A 16,617-nucleotide genomic window follows, 5' to 3' on the forward strand; every position below is an offset into this window, starting at 1 on the left:
GAAAGAGCGCCTACTTCGGCAGCAGCGCCTTCAGCTTGTCCATGTCGCGCGTGTTCATCTTGAAGCCGCCGGGCATGACGATGTCGCCGGGCTTCTGATCCGGCTTGCAGGCCCCGAGCCACTTGGCTTGCAGCGTCGTGGTGCTATCGCGCCCGGCCGTGCCGGCGACGCCGCCTTGCGCATGCGAGGTCGTCTTCACCGTGTAGGCCGAGTTGAAATCGCCGGTGATCTCGGCATGCGAGGTCGTGCTGACGCCGGCGACGCTGCACTCGGAATCGCTGACATAGCCGGTCGCAGTCTTCTTGATCTCCTGCTTGGCGCAGATCTGCTTGGCCATCGGGGAGACGTTGTTGCTCATCTCCTTGTCGACGGTCTCGTCGGTGCAGTGCTGCATGGTCATCTCGGGCACCGGCGAGCCTGATGTGACCAGCTTCATCTCCCAAAGACCGGGTTTGCGCACCGGCAGGTCGTCGGCGCTGGCGCCGCCTGCCGACAACGCGAGGCAGAGCGTCGAGCCGAGCAAAGCGAATTTGCGCGTCATGTCGAAGGCTCCCGGCTGAGAGACGTGCGGCGTTGCGACAGCGCCTCAGTAGAGCGTGCGGATCGGCCGATCGGCGGCGCCATAGGGCACCCAGCGGCAGGCGAACGAGATGTAGCCGCCCTCATAGGCCTGCACGCCCAGGAATTTCGCGACCTTGCCGTAGCGAGCGCAGTGATCGACCGCGACCTGACGCGCATCGACCTGGGTCGCCATCGAATAGGCGATGATGCCGCCGGTGTCGTTGCCCTTGAACGGCGGCACCGGAGCAAAGATGTCGGCGCGCGCCGACTGGCTCGCCACCAGGCCCGAGACAACCAGGCTGGCAAGAAGGCCCGCGGCCGCAATGATTCGCATTCCCGTCACTCCAATTGGCTGGCGCCAGTTTACGGTGCCGGGACGGACGTGAAAAGAACCGAACCCTGTTGGCCGCGCCATCTTGGTCAAGTCCTGGCGAAGTGTTGCCGCGCTGCACTTGACCTCCCCCGACCTTCGCGGCACCGTCCGACCTTCGCAAGAGCCAGCTGTCCGGATTGACCATGCGCGCCCCCTCCCCGAAATCGCTCCGCTTTGCCGCCGTGCTCGGCCTCATGTTCGGAGCGCTGTCGCTCGGCGAGGCCAGGGCCGCCAATCCGCTCGAGCTGAATTTCTGGCTGAGCGGGCCGCGCTATGACGGCACTGTGGCCGATTGCGACAGGGCGCTGCCGACGATCGCCACCCAGTTCTGGGAGAAGGAAAGCGGGTTCTGGAATTCCCCGTTGAAGATCACCGGCTTCTCCGCCGTTCGCGAGGTCGCGTTCCGCCCCTGGCAGTCCGACAACATCCCGCGCCGCTATTGCACCGCTGACGCCATGCTCACCGACGGCAAGGTACGCAAGGTGCATTTCTCGCTCATTGAGGATGGTGGCTTCGCCGGCTACGGCAACGGCGTCGAGTGGTGCGTGGTCGGCGTCGACCGCAACTGGGCCTACAATCCGGCCTGCCGCGCCGCCAAGCCCTAATCCCGAAAGCGGCTGATTCGGGCTGATCAGCCGGCCGACGCCTGCCGCCCCAATTTTGTTCTTGAAATGTTCCCATCGCCTGCTAGGCTGTGCGCACAGTCTAGTTGAGGGGCGTCGCCATGTTTCACTCCCGATTGCGTTCGTTGTCCCGTCTGATGATCTCGCTGACCCTCGTCGCCGGGTTGGCCACCCTCGCCGGCGGTGCGAAGGCGCAGGACAAGCGGCAGAACGCACCCGGCGAGTTCGATTTCTATGTGCTGTCGCTGTCGTGGTCGCCCTCGTTCTGTGAGGAAGCAGCCGAACGCGGCGGCCGGTCCCAGATTCAATGCGGCGGACGGCCCTACGCCTTCGTGGTGCATGGGCTGTGGCCGCAATACGAGAACGGTTTTCCGGAATACTGCCAGCGGCCGGCACCGCGGCTGAACCGCAACATCGTCTCCTCGATGCTCGACCTGATGCCGGCGCCGGGCCTGATCTTCAACGAGTGGGACAAGCACGGCACCTGTTCCGGGCTCGAGGGCCGCAGCTATTTCGAGATGATCCGCAAGGCGCGCGCCGCAATCAAGATTCCGGCCGAGTATCTCGATCTGTCGCAGCCCAAGACCGTCGCGCCGGCGGACGTCGAGGAGGCCTTCATCAAGGCCAATCCGGGTCTCAGCAATGCCGCCGTCTCGGTCACCTGCAACCGGACACGGCTGTCCGAGGTCCGCATCTGCCTCAGCAAGGACCTGCAATTCCGCGCCTGCGACGAGATCGAGCGCCGCGCATGCCGCCGCGACCAGGTGACGATGCCGCCGATCAGGGGCGGCTAGGCCCCGTCATTGCGCGACGAAACAATCCAGACTGCCTCCGCGGAAAGATTCTGGATTGCTTCGCTGCGCTCGCAATGACAAGGGGATGGGATCGCGCCAGACAACGCAGTCCTATCATGAACTACCGCCACGCCTTCCACGCCGGCAGCTTCGCCGATGTCATCAAGCACATCGTGCTGGCGCGCATCCTCACTTATCTGCAGGACAAGCCGGCAGCGTTCCGCGTCATCGACACCCATGCCGGCGCCGGCCTCTACGATCTCGACAGCGACGAGGCGCGCCGCGGCGGCGAATGGCTGACCGGCATTGCCCGGCTGCTGCAGGCGCGCCTGTCGAACGAGAGCGCGGCGCTGACGAAGCCCTATCTCGACATCGTCCGCGCCTTCAATCCGAAGGGCGAGCTGAAGGTCTATCCAGGCTCGCCGTTGATCGCGCGCGGCCTGCTCAGGCCGCAGGACCGGCTTGTCGCCTGCGAGCTCGAGCCGAAGGCACGAAAAGCGCTGATCGACGCTCTGCGCCGCGACGAGCAGGCCCGCGTGGTCGATCTCGACGGCTGGGTGGCGCTGCCGGCCTTCGTGCCGCCGAAGGAGCGGCGCGGCCTCGTGCTGATCGATCCGCCCTTCGAGGCCAAGGACGAGTTCGAGCGGCTCGACGACGTCTTCTCGGCGGCGTTCGCGAAATGGCCGACCGGTATCTACGTAATCTGGTATCCCGCTAAGAACCGGCGGGCCACCGACACGCTGGCTCAAACCGTGGCGCGGCTCGCAGCTGCAGCAAAGCCGCCTGGAAAATGCCTGCGCCTCGAATTCAGCGTCGCGCCGCAAGCCGACAGCGCCGCCCTCACCTCCACCGGCCTCCTGATCGTCAACCCGCCCTACACGCTGCACGGCGAGCTCAAGACTATTCTGCCGGAGCTGGAAATACCGCTCGGCCAGGGCGGGGCTGCCAGATTCCGACTGGAGGCGCCCAAGCCTTAACGTCAGGCCGTAACACTCCGGCATTCTTGGGAAAAATATGCAGGACCGGTAGTCAATCTGCGAAGAACCGTATTATGCTATTTCCGTGACTGGCTTTACGTTCCGCTTCCGCGAATGGTTGCGGCGGAGTGAAGGCCCTAAGAAAGATCCCGCCGGACCGATCAGGTCCGTCCAAGGGATGGCCAGCTCCCGGGCTCCGTATGGCCCGGTCATGTCGCGACGTGAGTCTGCGTCGCGGCGGAGGAGCAATGAGGGGGAGTTTCCCGATGGCCATGACGGGAACGGTCAAGTTCTTCAACGGCGAGCGCGGCTACGGCTTCATCAAGCCTGACGACGGCGGTCGCGATGTCTTCGTTCACATCACCGCTGTGGAGCGGGCGGGACTGAAGGACCTTGCCGAAGGACAGCGTATTACTTTCGAAGTCGAACCGGACAAGAAGGGGAAGGGACCGAAGGCGGTCAATCTTGTGATCCTCTCCTAGCGAGCCTGGCGCGAAAAAAATCCCGGCCGCGAGCGGCCGGGAGGCTGGTCCGGTATTTTCTTCTTTGGATGTCAGAAGCGATAGTTCACGCCTGCGCGGACAACGCTGGCGCTATAGCCGTTTGATACGCCCGTAATTGCGAACTGGCTGGTCGACAGATCGATGTAGAGATATTCGAGCTTGGCGCTCCAGTTCGGCGTGAGGCCGACTTCCGCACCGGCACCGATGGTCCAGCCGGCGGTGGTGTGCGACTCCGTCCAGCCGAAGGTCTGCGCCCGCAGCTCGCCGAAGGCGAGGCCGGCGGTGCCGTAGAACAGCACGTTGTTGAACGCATAGCCGGCGCGGCCGCGCAGGGTGCCGAACCATGGATTGGAGAATTTCCACGGCGCAAAGGTGTCGTCGGCGCCGGCGGCCTGGATGTCGCCCTCGACACCGAACACCCACGGGCCGTTCTGGAAATTGTAGCCGGCCTGCACACCGCCGACGAAGCCGGACGGCTTGGTGGGGTTGTTGTCGACCGAGCCCCATTGATAGCCGATGTTGCCGCCGAGATAGGGGCCCGCCCAGCTATAGGCATTGAGCGGCTGATTGACGGTATAGGGCGCACGCTGCCCGTAATTGAGATCGGCGGCCTCTGCCGAAGCTGTCCAGCCGGCGGCAACCAACGCGGCTGCGCCCACAACGAACCTCTTCATCACTCACTCCAACGCAACTGCCGCAACCCGAGCGATGCCCGCGCCGCCGCGCAAGCAAAACCGGACGGTTACGGAACCAAGAACTTTTCGCGTAGGATTTATCGAGAGTTTTAAGTTAAAGGGCTGTTAAGTCGGGTTACCGCCCGCTTAACAGACTTAAGGAAGCGTTACCGGAAACTGGCCGCCATCCTCTTGCGTGCGGCATGGCCGGAACTTCAAATCGGCACCCCCAGCGCCTAAATTCGCCCCATGGTTCACGATTCCTCCGACAATCCGGACGACCGCGCGCGCAAGCCGCCGCCGGCTGCTGCGAGCGACGCCCCGCCCGAGCGGCTGGCCGCGCCGGACGTCGATCCTGCGGCGGCAGGCGGCGACGACGAGGACGATGCGCTGCTGCCGGACATCCTGGAAGAGAGCGGCGCCGTCGGCGAAGGCCCGCTCGCGACCGGTCACGAGGCGATCGAGCGCGCGGTCCGCCTCGCGCCGACCTCGCCCGGCGTCTATCGCATGCTCAATGCGAGCGCCGACGTGCTCTATGTCGGCAAGGCCAAGAACGTCAAAAAGCGCCTGTCCAGTTATGCGCGCCAGAGTGCACCACTGCCGGCCCGCATCCTGCGCATGATCGCGGCCACTGTCACCGTGGAGATCGTCTCGACCACGACCGAGACTGAGGCGCTGCTGCTGGAGGCCAACCTCATCAAGCAGCTGCGGCCGCGCTTCAACGTGCAGCTGCGCGACGACAAATCGTTTCCCTACATCCTGATCACCGGCGACCATTGGGCGCCGCAGATCCTCAAGCATCGTGGTGCGCAGACCCGGCCCGGACGCTATTTCGGCCCGTTCGCCTCCGCCGGCGCGGTCAACCGCACCATCACGGCGCTGCAGCGAGCGTTCCTGATCCGCTCCTGCACCGATTCCTTCTTCGAGAGCCGCACCCGGCCCTGCCTGCTCCACCAGATCCGCCGCTGCGCCGGCCCCTGCACCCGCGAGATCGATTTCGGTGGCTATTCAACGCTGGTGCGCGAGGCGAGCGACTTCCTCTCGGGCAAGAGCCATGCGGTGAAGCAGGAGCTCGCCGGCGAGATGGAGAAGGCCTCGAACGAGCTCGAATTCGAGCGCGCCGCACTCTACCGCGACCGCCTCGCCGCGCTGTCGGCGATCCAGTCACAGCAGGGCATCAACCCACGCACGGTGGAGGAAGCCGACGTGTTCGCCATCCACCAGGAGGGCGGCTTCTCCTGCGTCGAGGTGTTCTTCTTCCGCACCGGACAGAACTGGGGCAACCGCGCCTATTTTCCACGCGCGGAGAAGAGCTTTACGCCCGAGGAAGTGCTGGGGTCCTTCCTGGCCCAGTTCTACGACGACAAGCCGCCGCCGAAGAACATCCTGCTCTCGCACGAGATCGAGGAGAGCGAGCTGCTCGCCAATGCGCTGTCGATCAAGGCCGGCCACAAGGTCGAGGTCACCGCGCCCAAGCGCGGCGAGAAGAAGGAGCTGGTCGCCCACGCACTGACCAATGCGCGCGAGGCGCTCGGCCGCAAGCTCGCGGACACCGCGACGCAAAGCCGGCTGCTCGAGGCCATGGCCACGACGCTGAACCTGCCGCACGTGCCCAAGCGCATCGAGGTCTACGACAACAGCCACATCCAGGGCACCAACGCGGTCGGCGCCATGATCGTCGCCGGCCCCGATGGCTTCGTGAAGAACCAGTACCGCAAGTTCAACATCAAGTCCGAAGGGATCACGCCCGGCGACGACTTCGCCATGATGCGCGAGGTGCTGGAGCGCCGCTTCAAGCGCCTGATCAATCCGTCCGAGGACACCGCCACCAAGGCCAAGGACGACGATTTCCCGCAATGGCCCGACCTCGTCATCATCGACGGCGGCCGCGGCCAGCTCAACGCCGTGCGCGAGATCTTCGCCAATCTCGGGCTGACCCAGGTGTCGCTGATGTCGGTGGCCAAGGGGCCGGACCGGGATGCCGGCCGCGAGACCCTGTTCATGCCGGAGCGCGAGGCGATCAAGCTGGAGCCGCGCGATCCCGTGCTCTATTTCATCCAGCGCCTGCGCGACGAGGCCCACCGTTTCGTCATCGGCTCGCACCGCAAGCTGCGCAAGAAGGACATCCGCGAGGCCGGCTTGCAGGAGATTCCGGGCATCGGCCCGTCACGCAAACGTGCCTTGCTGCATCATTTCGGGACCCTGAAAGAGATCGAGCGGGCCTCGATCGCCGATCTCGGCAAGGTTCCGGGGGTCAGCGCCGAGAGCGCCCGCAGGATTTTCGAGTATTTCCATCCCCAGCCGGGGTGAACTAAAGGAGGCGGCGGTCATATGGTCGTCGCATCCTGGATCCCATTTGGGAGTGGAACGGTTGACCTTCAGGCTTGAGCGGTATTGGTAGGACGGATGAACATCGCCACGACACGAGGGACCACCAGCCGCGCGATGTCCCTCCCCAACATCCTGACCTACGGCCGGATCGCCGCGATCCCGGTCGTGGTCGGATGCATCTATGCGCAGTCGATTCTGGATCAGCCGCTCTGGCTGCGCTGGCTCGCGGTCGCCATTTTCATCGCCGCAGGGGTGACCGACTACCTCGACGGCTATTACGCGCGGATCTGGAATCAGCAATCGGCCTTCGGCCGCATGCTCGATCCGATCGCCGACAAGCTGCTGGTCGCCTCCTGCCTGTTGATGCTGGCCGCGGACGGCATCATTCACGGCTGGTCGCTATGGGCCGCGATCGTGATCCTGTGCCGCGAGATCCTGGTCTCGGGCCTGCGCGAATATCTGGCTGCGCTCCGCGTCAGCGTGCCCGTGACCAAGCTTGCGAAATGGAAGACCACGGTCCAGCTGGTAGCGATCGGGTTCCTGCTCGCGGGACCGGCCGGCGACGAGGTCGTGCCAGTGGTCTCGATGATCGGCCTCGCACTGCTGTGGGCCTCGGCGATCCTCACCATGTACACCGGCTACGACTATTTCCGCGCCGGCATCCATCACCTCATCAAGGAGGACGAGGGATGAAGGTGAAGTATTTCGCCTGGGTGCGCGAGCGCGTCGGCAAGGCCGAAGAGACGATCGAGCCGCCCGCGAGCGTGCGCACCGTCGAGGAGCTGATCGCCTGGCTCTCCGGCCAAAGCGAAGCTTATGCGCATGCGTTCGAGAAGCCGAAGGTGATCCGGGCCGCGATCGACCGCGCTCACGTCAAGCAGGACGCCGCCATTGCAGGCGCCCGCGAGATCGCGTTCTTCCCGCCCATGACCGGCGGCTAGGCTGATGCTCTCGAACAGACGAGCGTACGGTGTCGGCTCACCTCTCCCCAAAGGGGAGAGGCGTAGGCCGCCTTCGGCGGCCGTGTTAGAGAACGCCGAGGCAAAGCCTCGGCTATGTCGCGTAAGCGATCCGGGTGAGGGGGCACAGGTCTCACGAGAGGGCGGATCCCCTCACCGGCGCCTTCGGCGCGACCTCTCCCTATGGGAGAGGTGCGGCACCATCGAAGCGGCACGATCATGACCTGCCCCGTCACCATCCGTATCCAGGAAGACGATTTCGACATCGCGCGCGAGATCTCGGTCCTGACGAGCAGCCGGACCGATATCGGCGCTGTCGTGAGCTTCTCCGGGATCTGCCGCGCCGACGAGGACAGCGCCAACGTCGCGGCGCTGACGCTCGAACATTATCCCGGCATGGCGGAGGAAGAGATCAGGCGCCATGCCGACGAGGCCATTTCGCGCTGGCCGCTCAACGGCGTCACGGTGATCCACCGCGTCGGCCGCTTCATGCCGGGCCAGAACATCGTGCTGGTCGTGACCGCCTCGCAGCACCGGCAGGCGGCGTTCCAGGCGGCCGAGTTCCTGATGGACTATCTCAAGACCAGCGCGCCGTTCTGGAAGAAGGAAGAGAGCGCCACCGGCACCGACTGGGTCGAGGCCCATGCCCGTGACGACGAAGCCGCCGCACGCTGGACGAAATCCTGATGGCTAAAGTTACGAAGAAGACCGCGCGCGGCCGCGCCGCGCCGAAGCTCGCGAAGGCGGGACCCGGCGAGCTTCTCACGCTGCTCGACTTCGTCCGTTACGCGGTGAGCCGCTTCGTCGAGGCCAAGCTCGCCTTTGCCCATGGCACGACCGATCCCGTCGCGGAAGCCGCGTTCCTGGTCTGCGAGGCGCTGCATCTCACTCCCGACCAGTTCGAGATCTTTGCCAACGCGCGCGTCACCGCCGCGGAAGGCAAGACCCTCCTCGATCTCATCCATCAGCGCGTCACGACGCGCAAACCGGCCGCCTATCTCGTCAACAAGATCTACATGCGCGGCCTGCCCTTCTATGTCGACGAGCGCGTCATTGTTCCGCGCTCCTTCATCGGCGAGCTCCTGGAGTCGCATTTCGGCGCCGACGGCGAGGCCGGATCGCTGATCGACGATCCGACGGCGGTCGAGCGCGTGCTCGATCTCTGCACGGGCTCGGGATGCCTTGCGATCCTCGCCGCGCATCATTTCCCGAACGCCACCGTCGACGCCGTCGACATCTCCAAGGGCGCGCTCGAGGTCGCTGCGCGCAATGTCGGCGAATACGGGCTCGAGGACCGGATCAGCCTCTATCGCGGCGACCTGTTCGCCCCGCTCGGCGGCAACAGATACGACCTGATCATCACCAACCCGCCCTACGTCGACGCCGAGGGCATGGCGGCATTGCCGCCGGAGTGCCGGGCCGAGCCGAAGCTCGCCTTCGATGGCGGCGCCGACGGTCTCGACGTGGTGCGCCGGATCCTGCGCGATGCGCCCGATCACCTGACGCCGCAGGGCGGGCTGATCTGCGAGATCGGCCGCGGCCGCGAGCTCGTCGGCGAGGCCTTTCCGGAACTGCCGCTGCTCTGGCTCGACACCGAAGATTCCGAGGGCGAGGTGTTCTGGATCGCAGCCGCCGATCTCGCCTGATTCATCACGGCCGGTCACGCTCAATCGGAACAAGTCAAATATCGCCACGTTCATCCCCCGACGAATTTTCTAGTCCTTGGAGGATGTCCGCATGCTCGCGCCATCGGGCGAATTGCTGCGCGCCGGGATGGCGCTCAAGCTCAATCACGTCAAACGCGCTGCTCAATCCTATCTGCGTGACCAGACCAGTCAGGCAACAGGCAAGGTGACGTCCTACGCGGTCGCCGGCGGGCTGTTCGCGGTCGCCGGCCTGTTCGTTGTCGCGGCGTTCTTCGTCGGACTGATGGCCTTGTACCGCTGGGTCGCGATCACCTATGGGCAATTCTGGGGATTTGGCGCCGTCGCCACGGTGCTGCTGGTGCTGGCCGCGGTCTGCGCCGGCGTGGCCATGGCGCAGATGAAACGCAAGGCCAAGCCGGTGGTGCCGCTCGCGAGCCGTCTGCGCGTGGCGGTCGCCACGCCCCGGATCCCGCGTGGAACGGTCAAGGAGGCGGTGAAGGAGGTCGCAACGACAATTCCGCTCGCGCCGCTGGCACCGGGCGAGCGCGGCGGCATCAAGACCTGGCCGGCCCGCGCCAACCATCCCGTGCAGCTCGGCCTGATGCTCGCGGCGGTCGGCCTGGTCGGGCTGACGGCCGCCCGGCGGCGACGCAACAGGCGCAGTCTGGAGGCGTGATGCTGGCGCGGCGCTCCGAACAGATCGACTCCTGGCTGCTGGTGGCGGCGACGGCCGTGTTCGTTCTGACCGCGGAGCGCTACTTTCAGGATTCCGGCCTGGCGAGGCCCGGGCCTCCGCCAGACCACCGCAAGGGCGAAGCGAATTCCCCGGAAACGCACCCGGCCGGGGCGGCGATGCAGCCGGGCCGCGGCCGCCGGGCAAAAAGCCCGTTCGAGATCCCCTGGGCGGGCTGGAAGGATATTTTCTGGCGAACCTATCAGCGCATCGACGAGGATCGCCTGCTCGCGACGGCGGGCGGCGTCGTCTTCTTCGGCCTTCTCGCGCTCTTCCCCGCAGTCACCGCGCTCGTCTCATCCTATGCCCTGTTTGCCGATCCCGCGACGATCAGCGCCAACCTCCAGACGCTTGCGACCATGCTGCCCGAGGGCTCGTTCCAGATCGTCGAGGACCAGGTCGCGCGCGTGTTGTCGAACGGCAATACGACGCTCGGTGTCACCTTCCTGGTCGGCCTGCTGCTTGCGATCTGGAGCGCCAATGCCGGCGTCAAGGCGATCTTCGACGCCCTCAACGTCGCCTATGAGGAACGCGAGAAGCGCAGCTTCATCCAGCTGAACATGATCTCGCTGGCCTTCACCGTCGGCGGCATCGTGGCGCTGCTGTTGATGGTGGGAGCCGTCGTCGCCTTCCCGCTTGCGCTCAATCACCTCGGCATGGCGCCGGAAAGCAAGCTGATCGTGGCGCTGGCACGATGGCCGCTGCTGTTCGTCATCCTGCTGGTCGCACTCGCCATTCTCTACCGCTTCGCGCCCAGCCGTGACGCGCCGCGCTGGCAATGGCTGAGCCTCGGCGCCGTGATGGCCGCGATCCTCTGGATCGCAGGCTCTGCCCTGCTGTCCTGGTATCTCTCGGAATTCGCAAATTACAACGCGACCTACGGCTCTCTGGGCGCGGCGATCGGCCTGATGATGTGGATGTGGATGTCGGCGATCGTCATCATGTTCGGCGCCGAGCTGAATTCGGAGATCGAGCGGCAGACGCTCAAGGACACCACCGAGGGGTCTCCCAAGCCGCTCGGCACCCGCGACGCCGTCTCCGCCGACACGGTCGGCGCCACCGCGCCATTTTGATCGGTGGCGGTCGGGCCGGAGCTGGCCCGACCGCATCTCGGGCGCGGTCAGCGCTTGGTGATCACGGCTTCCAGATATTCGCTGTGCACCACGATCGTGCCGTCATCGGCGTGGTTGAACTCCCCGAGCAGCGCCAGCAGATCGCGCGTCAGCGCGGCCTGGCCGCTCGCGTCGAGCGCAGCAAACGCCTTCAGCGTGGGGCCGTAGAAGGTCTTGAAGATGTCGAGCCAATGGTCCGGCGAGCGATAGCGGAACACGAACATGCGCGGCTCGGCGGCGATCTCCGCGGCCACGCCGCCGAACATTTCCTCGAGCCGTGCCGTCGTGCCCCACATGGCGGGCGATTTCACGCCCGCCGGCGGCGGCAAATGCTTGCCGATGGTCTTGAACAGCTGGCCGATGAAGCCTTGCGGCGTCCAGTTGGCAAGGCCGATCTTGCCGCCGGATTTGCAGACCCGCGCGAGCTCCGAGGCGGCCTTGTCCTGATCCGGTGTGAACATCACGCCGAAAGTGGAGAGCACGACGTCGAAGCTGGCGTCGGCAAACGGCAGCGCCTCGGCATCCGCCTCGCGGAACTCGACGGTGAGATGTTCGGCCATTGCGCGCTCACGCCCGCGCTTGAGCAGCGCCGGCACGTAGTCGGTGGATGTGACGTCACACCAGCGCCGCGCCGCCGCCAGCGTCGCATTGCCGTTGCCGGCGGCGACGTCCAGCACCTTGCTGCCGGCGCGCAAGTCGATGGCCTCGCAGAGCTGTTCCCCGACGATCTGCAAGGTAGTGCCGACCACGGCATAGTCCCCCGACGACCAGGCGCCGTGCTGGCGTTGCTTGACGGCGGCAAGATCGGGGTGGGGGGCAGCTGGCTTGAGCGCGGCGGATGTCGACATGGCAATCTCCTGCGGTTGAACGCCGGGACGATAGAGCGCTTGCGGCTCGCTGGCCTTGAGGGCGGCATGATTTTCCGCTGAGAGCGTCTTGATTTCCGCACCGGAGCCGCAGAGGCCGTGCGAGGTTTCGCAGCCGCTGCCTCGAAAGCTTGCGGCCGCGGACCGACCGGGCTGCGAAACAGCCACTATCCCCTCGAATCAACAATGATGTTAGGCTCATGGATGCTTGGGGGAGCATGAGGCGTGACGGAGTCGAGCGCGTCCCGTGTTTTCCCGGGTGAGGCAGTCAGCTCTTAAAGGCATAACGCGCGGCATGATTCGCATTTCGACGATCTTCATCGCCATCTGCATGGTCCTGGTCGCGGCCTCGCTCGGGCTCGTGCTCTATTCGGTCGCCGGCATCAGCGGAACGGAATCGGCGATCGTGGCGCTGACCGCGCTGACCTTCCTGATACTCTACAACGCGGTGTCGATGCGGCTGCGCGACCGCAGCGACGTCGGCGGCCAGATCGCCGACCTCTCGCGCGGCACCGCCGACCTCGCCCGCCAGGTGGCCGAGTTCGGCCGCCGGTTGGCTGCGATCGAGAGCCGCATCGCCTCGTCGAATTCGACCAATTCCGACCGCATCCAGTCGGTCATCGGCGAGATCAACGAACTCGGCGGATTGGTCAGGCAGCTCGCTACCACCGTCGCGGCCCATGAGGATCTGCTCGCCGGCCACGCGCCGGCGGCCGCACCCGCCCCGGTCACGCGGCCCGAGCCGGAAACGCCGATCGATCTGGCTGCCCCCTTCGAGGAGAAGCCGTTCGCTCCTCCTCCGCTTCCGGAGCCCCCGCCACGGCCGGCGCCGCCGCCGGTCCAGGTCCAGGCCGCCAGCCCGGTTCAGGCCGCCAATGGACGCAACCAGACCCAGTTGCTGGCGACGCTGCGCAATGCGGTCGACGAGAATCGCATCGATATCTTCCTGCAGCCGATGGTGACGCTGCCGCAGCGCAAGGTGCGGTTCTACGAGGCGGTGACGCGCCTGCGCGATGAGCGCGACCAGTTGATCGCCGCCGAGGAGTTCATCAGCATCGCGGAAGCCTCAGGCCTGATCGGGCGCATCGACAACATGGTGATGCTGCGCTGCGTGCAGGTGCTGCGGCGCCTGATGGTGCGCAACAAGGACGTCGGCGTGTTCTGCAACGTCGCGGCGTCCACGCTCGGCAATTCCACCACGTTTGCGCAATGCCTCGATTTCCTCGAAGCCAACCGCGCGCTGGCGCCCTCGCTGGTGCTGGAGTTCAAGCAGTCGACCTTCCGCAATCTCGGGCCGGCCGAGACCGAGAATCTCGCGGCGCTGGCCCAGCGCGGCTTCCGTTTCTCGATCGACCATGTCACGGATCTGCGCATCGAGCCGCGCGAGCTGGCCGATCGCGGGGTCCGCTTCATCAAGGTGCCGGCCGCGCTGCTGCTCGATCCCAAGCAGGCTTCCGCCTCCGACATCCACCCCTCCGACCTCTCCGACCTGCTTGGCCGCTTCGGCATCGACCTGATCGCCGAACGGATCGAAGGCGAGCGCGCGGTGGTCGACCTGCTCGACTATGACGTGCGGTTCGGCCAAGGGTTCCTGTTCGCACCGCCCCGGCCATTGCGGCCCGAAGGGGCATCTGCTACCGGCGGGGCCTCGCCGAACCAGGCGCAGGACATTCAGGGATCCAATGGCTCCGCCACACCCAGCTCAGGCGCAACGTCTGCTGCGCCTCCGTCCCAACGCATCACAGGCAACGCGGCGCTCGCGCGCCGCATCTGATCGGCCGCGCACGTCATGACCGCGCTGCATTATGCCGAAGGCCTGCGCGAGCTCGTGGGCGGTGTGGAGGTCGTGCTCAGCGACATCTGGGGCGTGGTCCATAACGGGCTGGAATCCTTCCCCGAGGCCTGCGAGGCGCTGCACACCTATCGCAGCCGCGGCGGTACGGTGATCCTGATCACCAACGCGCCGCGCCCGGCCGACTCCGTGCAGCGGCAATTGCGCAAGCTCGGCGTCCCCGATGAGATCTATGACGCGATCGTCTCTTCAGGCGATCTGACCCGGCTCTACGTCGCCGATCATCCCGGCCGCAAGATGTTCTGGCTCGGCCCCGAGCGCGACAACTCGATCTACCGCGGCCTCGATGCGGTGACCGCGCCGCTGGAGCAAGCCGATTACATCGTCTGCACCGGCCTCTACGACGACGAGACCGAGACGGCGGAAGACTATCGCGGCATGATGCTGAAGGCGCGCGAGCGCAAGCTGACGCTGGTCTGCGCCAACCCCGACATCGTGGTGGAGCGCGGCGACCGGCTGATCTACTGCGCCGGCGCCATCGCCGAGCTCTATCGCGAGCTCGGCGGCGAGGTGATCTTCTACGGCAAGCCGCACCGGCCGATCTATGAGCGCGCCATGGCGCTCGCCGGGGAGCGCCAAGGCTATCAGATCGACCGGAAGAAGGTGCTGGCGATCGGCGATTCCGTCCGCACCGATCTCACCGGCGCACGCGAATTCGGCATCGACTGTCTGTTCGTCACCCGCGGCATCCATGCCGAGGAGTTCGAGGGCCTCGACCAGCTCGACCCGAATTCGGTGATGGAGCTGTTCGGCCACCCGCCGAAGGCGCTGATGCGCGAATTGAAGTGGTAGAAAATATCGTGCCCCGGACGCAGCTCGAAGAGCTGCAGAGCCGGGGCCTAGAACCCGCGAGCGATGTCGTGGGATAGACGGGGTCCCGGCTCAGCGTCGCGTCACTAACGTGCCGCGCCTTGTCCGGGACACGATCGCGCTTACGCGCTCGCCATGTCCGGGAAGACCGCCTCGATCTTGGTCTTCAGCGTCGCCGCGTTGAACGGCTTGACGATGTAATTGTTCACGCCGGCCTTCTTGGCCGCGATCACGTTCTCGGTCTTCGATTCCGCGGTGATCATGATGAAGGGCGTGGTGGCGAGGTTCGGATCCGCGCGGACTTCGCGCAAGAGGTCGTAGCCCGTCATCGGCTCCATGTTCCAGTCGGAGATCACGAGCCCGTACTTCTTGCCGCGCATCTTGTTCAGCGCTGCCGAACCGTCGCTGGCATCATCGATGTTCTCAAAGCCAAGCTGCTTCAGCAGATTCCGGATGATACGGATCATGGTGCTGTAGTCATCCACCACCAGAACCGGCATCGACAAATCAACCGCCATCTCGACTCCCCCAACGCAAACCAAGGAATATTACGATCGGACCTGCCAGGCCGGCGCCCGGCAGTTCCACGCCTCAAGCACTAGCACCAAGGCCTTAAACAGCGCGTTAACTGCGGGCAGCTCCGAAGGACTGAAATCGTGTTCAATGTCTGCCCGCCCCGCCGCTTGACTTCGCAGGGCCGGTCGCGCCACGGTCCGCGCCGGTCCTGCCCGGTTCGAGAATTCCCCTGATGGCTCCGCCTTTTACCGTCATCCGCGATACAACGCCGGATTCCGCCATTCCAAGGGGCGCCGTGGTCGCCATGGGCAATTTCGACGGCGTTCACCTCGGCCATCGCGCCGTCATCGCGGCTGCCCTGGAGATGGGCAGGGCGCATGGCCGCCCTGCGCTGGCATTGACCTTCGAGCCGCATCCGCGGCGGTTTTTCAGTCCCAACACCCCGCAATTCCGCCTAACGGACGAGCGGGCCAAGCTGCGGCTTCTGGCCGGCACCGGGCTTGCCGGCGCCGTGGTCATGACCTTCGACAAGGCCCGTGCCGGAACCAGCGCGCAAGATTTCATTCACCATGACCTGATCGGGCGTCTCGGGGTCAGCGGCATTGCCGTCGGCTACGACTTCCATTTCGGCAAGGGTCGGGTCGGCTCGCCCAGCCTTCTCGTCAACGAGGCGCCCCGGCTCGGCATCGAGGTCGACGTGCAGGCGCATGTCGATATCGACGAACGGCCGGTCTCCTCCAGCGCGATCCGGATCGCCCTTGCCGAGGGCCAACTCGACGAGGCCACGACCATGCTGGGCGCGCCCTGGTTCATCACCGGCGAGGTGATCCACGGTGAAAAGCGCGGCCGCGATCTCGGCTATCCCACCGCCAACATCCGCTTGGACGCCAATTGCGGCCTCAAGCATGGCATTTACGCCGTGCGGGTCGGCCGCGGCCAGGGAAAGGATCAGGAGCGTCTGGACGGGGTGGCCAGCTTCGGCCGCCGTCCGACCTTCGACAATGGCGCCCCGCTCCTCGAAATCTTCCTGTTCGACTTCAAGGGCGACCTCTACGGACAGGCGCTCGACTGCGCCTTCATCGGCTTCATCCGCGAGGAGCTGAAATTCGATGATCTAGAGGCCCTGATCCGGCAGATGGACGACGATTCCGCCCGCGCCCGCGCCATGCTCGCCGCCGCGCCGGACGCGTTTCCGCGGCTGGGCGCGATCGATTGAGCCGAAACCCGGCCTCGCCGGCCCTTTGCGCTTCCTCCGCCCCCCTGCTATGGAGAGCCCATGTTTGCGCG

The 16,617-nt window shown here is 65.6% G+C and carries 19 protein-coding genes; 14 read left to right on the forward strand and 5 right to left on the reverse strand.

The window, feature by feature from the left end; all coding sequences use genetic code 11:
- Nucleotides 1-10 precede the first annotated feature (10 nt).
- Nucleotides 11-541, reverse strand: a complete 531-nt coding sequence (locus XI05_RS31355) for a DUF3617 domain-containing protein (protein WP_271509094.1) — start codon at nucleotides 539-541, stop codon at nucleotides 11-13.
- A 45-nt stretch (nucleotides 542-586) separates the two neighbouring features.
- Complete coding sequence (locus XI05_RS31360) at nucleotides 587-895, reverse strand: hypothetical protein (RefSeq protein ID WP_271509097.1); 309 nt, start codon at nucleotides 893-895, stop codon at nucleotides 587-589.
- A gap of 182 nt (nucleotides 896-1,077) precedes the next feature.
- On the opposite strand from XI05_RS31360, the gene XI05_RS31365 reads away from it, so the two are divergent.
- From XI05_RS31365 to XI05_RS31380, 4 genes are all read left to right on the forward strand, one after another.
- Entirely contained in the window at nucleotides 1,078-1,539 is a 462-nt protein-coding gene (locus XI05_RS31365; protein WP_271509100.1) for a hypothetical protein, read from the forward strand.
- Nucleotides 1,540-1,658: 119 nt separating this feature from the next.
- Nucleotides 1,659-2,351, forward strand: a complete 693-nt coding sequence (locus tag XI05_RS31370; protein ID WP_271509102.1) for a ribonuclease T2 — start codon at nucleotides 1,659-1,661, stop codon at nucleotides 2,349-2,351.
- A gap of 116 nt (nucleotides 2,352-2,467) precedes the next feature.
- Nucleotides 2,468-3,328: a 23S rRNA (adenine(2030)-N(6))-methyltransferase RlmJ gene (locus tag XI05_RS31375; RefSeq protein WP_271509105.1), complete on the forward strand. Its 861-nt coding sequence runs from the start codon at nucleotides 2,468-2,470 to the stop codon at nucleotides 3,326-3,328.
- A 266-nt stretch (nucleotides 3,329-3,594) separates the two neighbouring features.
- Nucleotides 3,595-3,810 carry a cold-shock protein gene (locus tag XI05_RS31380; RefSeq protein ID WP_008544396.1) on the forward strand — a complete coding sequence of 72 codons (216 nt, stop codon included), beginning with the start codon at nucleotides 3,595-3,597 and terminating at the stop codon, nucleotides 3,808-3,810.
- A gap of 71 nt (nucleotides 3,811-3,881) precedes the next feature.
- Here the strand turns inward: XI05_RS31380 and XI05_RS31385 are convergent, their stop codons facing one another.
- On the reverse strand, nucleotides 3,882-4,505 hold the full coding sequence (locus tag XI05_RS31385) for an outer membrane protein (RefSeq protein WP_271509109.1): 624 nt from the start codon (nucleotides 4,503-4,505) through the stop codon (nucleotides 3,882-3,884).
- Between the two features lie 249 nt (nucleotides 4,506-4,754).
- Here XI05_RS31385 and uvrC point away from each other — a divergent pair, with 249 nt between their 5' ends.
- From uvrC to XI05_RS31420, 7 genes are all read left to right on the forward strand, one after another.
- Complete coding sequence (gene uvrC, locus XI05_RS31390; protein WP_271509112.1) at nucleotides 4,755-6,815, forward strand: excinuclease ABC subunit UvrC; 2,061 nt, start codon at nucleotides 4,755-4,757, stop codon at nucleotides 6,813-6,815.
- A 96-nt stretch (nucleotides 6,816-6,911) separates the two neighbouring features.
- A complete protein-coding gene (gene pgsA / locus XI05_RS31395) occupies nucleotides 6,912-7,529 on the forward strand; it encodes a CDP-diacylglycerol--glycerol-3-phosphate 3-phosphatidyltransferase (RefSeq protein ID WP_172788771.1) in 618 nt (205 codons plus the stop codon).
- Nucleotides 7,526-7,777, forward strand: coding sequence for a molybdopterin converting factor subunit 1 (gene moaD / locus XI05_RS31400; RefSeq protein ID WP_157286520.1), 252 nt, complete (start codon nucleotides 7,526-7,528; stop codon nucleotides 7,775-7,777). The genes pgsA and moaD overlap by 4 nt, the downstream gene beginning before the upstream one ends.
- Before the next feature lie 237 nt (nucleotides 7,778-8,014).
- The gene (locus XI05_RS31405) at nucleotides 8,015-8,482 is read left to right on the forward strand and encodes a molybdenum cofactor biosynthesis protein MoaE (protein ID WP_271509115.1); all 468 of its coding nucleotides are present in this window, start codon (nucleotides 8,015-8,017) and stop codon (nucleotides 8,480-8,482) included.
- The gene (gene prmB / locus XI05_RS31410; protein ID WP_271509119.1) at nucleotides 8,482-9,441 is read left to right on the forward strand and encodes a 50S ribosomal protein L3 N(5)-glutamine methyltransferase; all 960 of its coding nucleotides are present in this window, start codon (nucleotides 8,482-8,484) and stop codon (nucleotides 9,439-9,441) included. The genes XI05_RS31405 and prmB overlap by 1 nt, the downstream gene beginning before the upstream one ends.
- Before the next feature lie 91 nt (nucleotides 9,442-9,532).
- Nucleotides 9,533-10,117 (forward strand): phage holin family protein, encoded by a 585-nt coding sequence (locus tag XI05_RS31415; RefSeq protein WP_271509121.1) that lies wholly within the window; start codon nucleotides 9,533-9,535, stop codon nucleotides 10,115-10,117.
- Nucleotides 10,117-11,247, forward strand: a complete 1,131-nt coding sequence (locus XI05_RS31420) for a YihY/virulence factor BrkB family protein (protein WP_271509123.1) — start codon at nucleotides 10,117-10,119, stop codon at nucleotides 11,245-11,247. The genes XI05_RS31415 and XI05_RS31420 overlap by 1 nt, the downstream gene beginning before the upstream one ends.
- A gap of 47 nt (nucleotides 11,248-11,294) precedes the next feature.
- Here the strand turns inward: XI05_RS31420 and XI05_RS31425 are convergent, their stop codons facing one another.
- Nucleotides 11,295-12,134 (reverse strand): class I SAM-dependent methyltransferase, encoded by an 840-nt coding sequence (locus XI05_RS31425; RefSeq protein ID WP_271509125.1) that lies wholly within the window; start codon nucleotides 12,132-12,134, stop codon nucleotides 11,295-11,297.
- A 313-nt stretch (nucleotides 12,135-12,447) separates the two neighbouring features.
- On the opposite strand from XI05_RS31425, the gene XI05_RS31430 reads away from it, so the two are divergent.
- Both XI05_RS31430 and XI05_RS31435 read left to right on the forward strand, forming a co-directional pair.
- A complete protein-coding gene (locus XI05_RS31430) occupies nucleotides 12,448-13,926 on the forward strand; it encodes an EAL domain-containing protein (protein ID WP_271509126.1) in 1,479 nt (492 codons plus the stop codon).
- A 15-nt stretch (nucleotides 13,927-13,941) separates the two neighbouring features.
- Nucleotides 13,942-14,796 carry a TIGR01459 family HAD-type hydrolase gene (locus XI05_RS31435; RefSeq protein ID WP_271509129.1) on the forward strand — a complete coding sequence of 285 codons (855 nt, stop codon included), beginning with the start codon at nucleotides 13,942-13,944 and terminating at the stop codon, nucleotides 14,794-14,796.
- A 140-nt stretch (nucleotides 14,797-14,936) separates the two neighbouring features.
- Here XI05_RS31435 and XI05_RS31440 read toward each other — a convergent pair whose 3' ends face one another.
- A complete protein-coding gene (locus XI05_RS31440) occupies nucleotides 14,937-15,332 on the reverse strand; it encodes a response regulator (protein ID WP_008567674.1) in 396 nt (131 codons plus the stop codon).
- A gap of 230 nt (nucleotides 15,333-15,562) precedes the next feature.
- Here XI05_RS31440 and XI05_RS31445 point away from each other — a divergent pair, with 230 nt between their 5' ends.
- Entirely contained in the window at nucleotides 15,563-16,546 is a 984-nt protein-coding gene (locus tag XI05_RS31445; protein ID WP_212259355.1) for a bifunctional riboflavin kinase/FAD synthetase, read from the forward strand.
- Nucleotides 16,547-16,617 lie beyond the last annotated feature (71 nt).

The organism is Bradyrhizobium sp. CCBAU 11357 (assembly GCF_028128865.1).
Taxonomy (GTDB): domain Bacteria; phylum Pseudomonadota; class Alphaproteobacteria; order Rhizobiales; family Xanthobacteraceae; genus Bradyrhizobium.

What these genes read in the sequence shown, in the direction of transcription:
- XI05_RS31355 (WP_271509094.1), bottom strand. Translation starts at nt 541, where the DNA reads ATGACGCGCAAATTCGCTTTGCTCGGCTCGACGCTCTGCCTCGCGTTG.
- XI05_RS31360 (WP_271509097.1), bottom strand. Translation starts at nt 895, where the DNA reads ATGCGAATCATTGCGGCCGCGGGCCTTCTTGCCAGCCTGGTTGTCTCG.
- XI05_RS31365 (WP_271509100.1), top strand. Translation starts at nt 1,078, where the DNA reads ATGCGCGCCCCCTCCCCGAAATCGCTCCGCTTTGCCGCCGTGCTCGGC.
- XI05_RS31370 (WP_271509102.1), top strand. Translation starts at nt 1,659, where the DNA reads ATGTTTCACTCCCGATTGCGTTCGTTGTCCCGTCTGATGATCTCGCTG.
- XI05_RS31375 (WP_271509105.1), top strand. Translation starts at nt 2,468, where the DNA reads ATGAACTACCGCCACGCCTTCCACGCCGGCAGCTTCGCCGATGTCATC.
- XI05_RS31380 (WP_008544396.1), top strand. Translation starts at nt 3,595, where the DNA reads ATGGCCATGACGGGAACGGTCAAGTTCTTCAACGGCGAGCGCGGCTAC.
- XI05_RS31385 (WP_271509109.1), bottom strand. Translation starts at nt 4,505, where the DNA reads ATGAAGAGGTTCGTTGTGGGCGCAGCCGCGTTGGTTGCCGCCGGCTGG.
- uvrC (WP_271509112.1), top strand. Translation starts at nt 4,755, where the DNA reads ATGGTTCACGATTCCTCCGACAATCCGGACGACCGCGCGCGCAAGCCG.
- pgsA (WP_172788771.1), top strand. Translation starts at nt 6,912, where the DNA reads ATGAACATCGCCACGACACGAGGGACCACCAGCCGCGCGATGTCCCTC.
- moaD (WP_157286520.1), top strand. Translation starts at nt 7,526, where the DNA reads ATGAAGGTGAAGTATTTCGCCTGGGTGCGCGAGCGCGTCGGCAAGGCC.
- XI05_RS31405 (WP_271509115.1), top strand. Translation starts at nt 8,015, where the DNA reads ATGACCTGCCCCGTCACCATCCGTATCCAGGAAGACGATTTCGACATC.
- prmB (WP_271509119.1), top strand. Translation starts at nt 8,482, where the DNA reads ATGGCTAAAGTTACGAAGAAGACCGCGCGCGGCCGCGCCGCGCCGAAG.
- XI05_RS31415 (WP_271509121.1), top strand. Translation starts at nt 9,533, where the DNA reads ATGCTCGCGCCATCGGGCGAATTGCTGCGCGCCGGGATGGCGCTCAAG.
- XI05_RS31420 (WP_271509123.1), top strand. Translation starts at nt 10,117, where the DNA reads ATGCTGGCGCGGCGCTCCGAACAGATCGACTCCTGGCTGCTGGTGGCG.
- XI05_RS31425 (WP_271509125.1), bottom strand. Translation starts at nt 12,134, where the DNA reads ATGTCGACATCCGCCGCGCTCAAGCCAGCTGCCCCCCACCCCGATCTT.
- XI05_RS31430 (WP_271509126.1), top strand. Translation starts at nt 12,448, where the DNA reads ATGATTCGCATTTCGACGATCTTCATCGCCATCTGCATGGTCCTGGTC.
- XI05_RS31435 (WP_271509129.1), top strand. Translation starts at nt 13,942, where the DNA reads ATGACCGCGCTGCATTATGCCGAAGGCCTGCGCGAGCTCGTGGGCGGT.
- XI05_RS31440 (WP_008567674.1), bottom strand. Translation starts at nt 15,332, where the DNA reads ATGGCGGTTGATTTGTCGATGCCGGTTCTGGTGGTGGATGACTACAGC.
- XI05_RS31445 (WP_212259355.1), top strand. Translation starts at nt 15,563, where the DNA reads ATGGCTCCGCCTTTTACCGTCATCCGCGATACAACGCCGGATTCCGCC.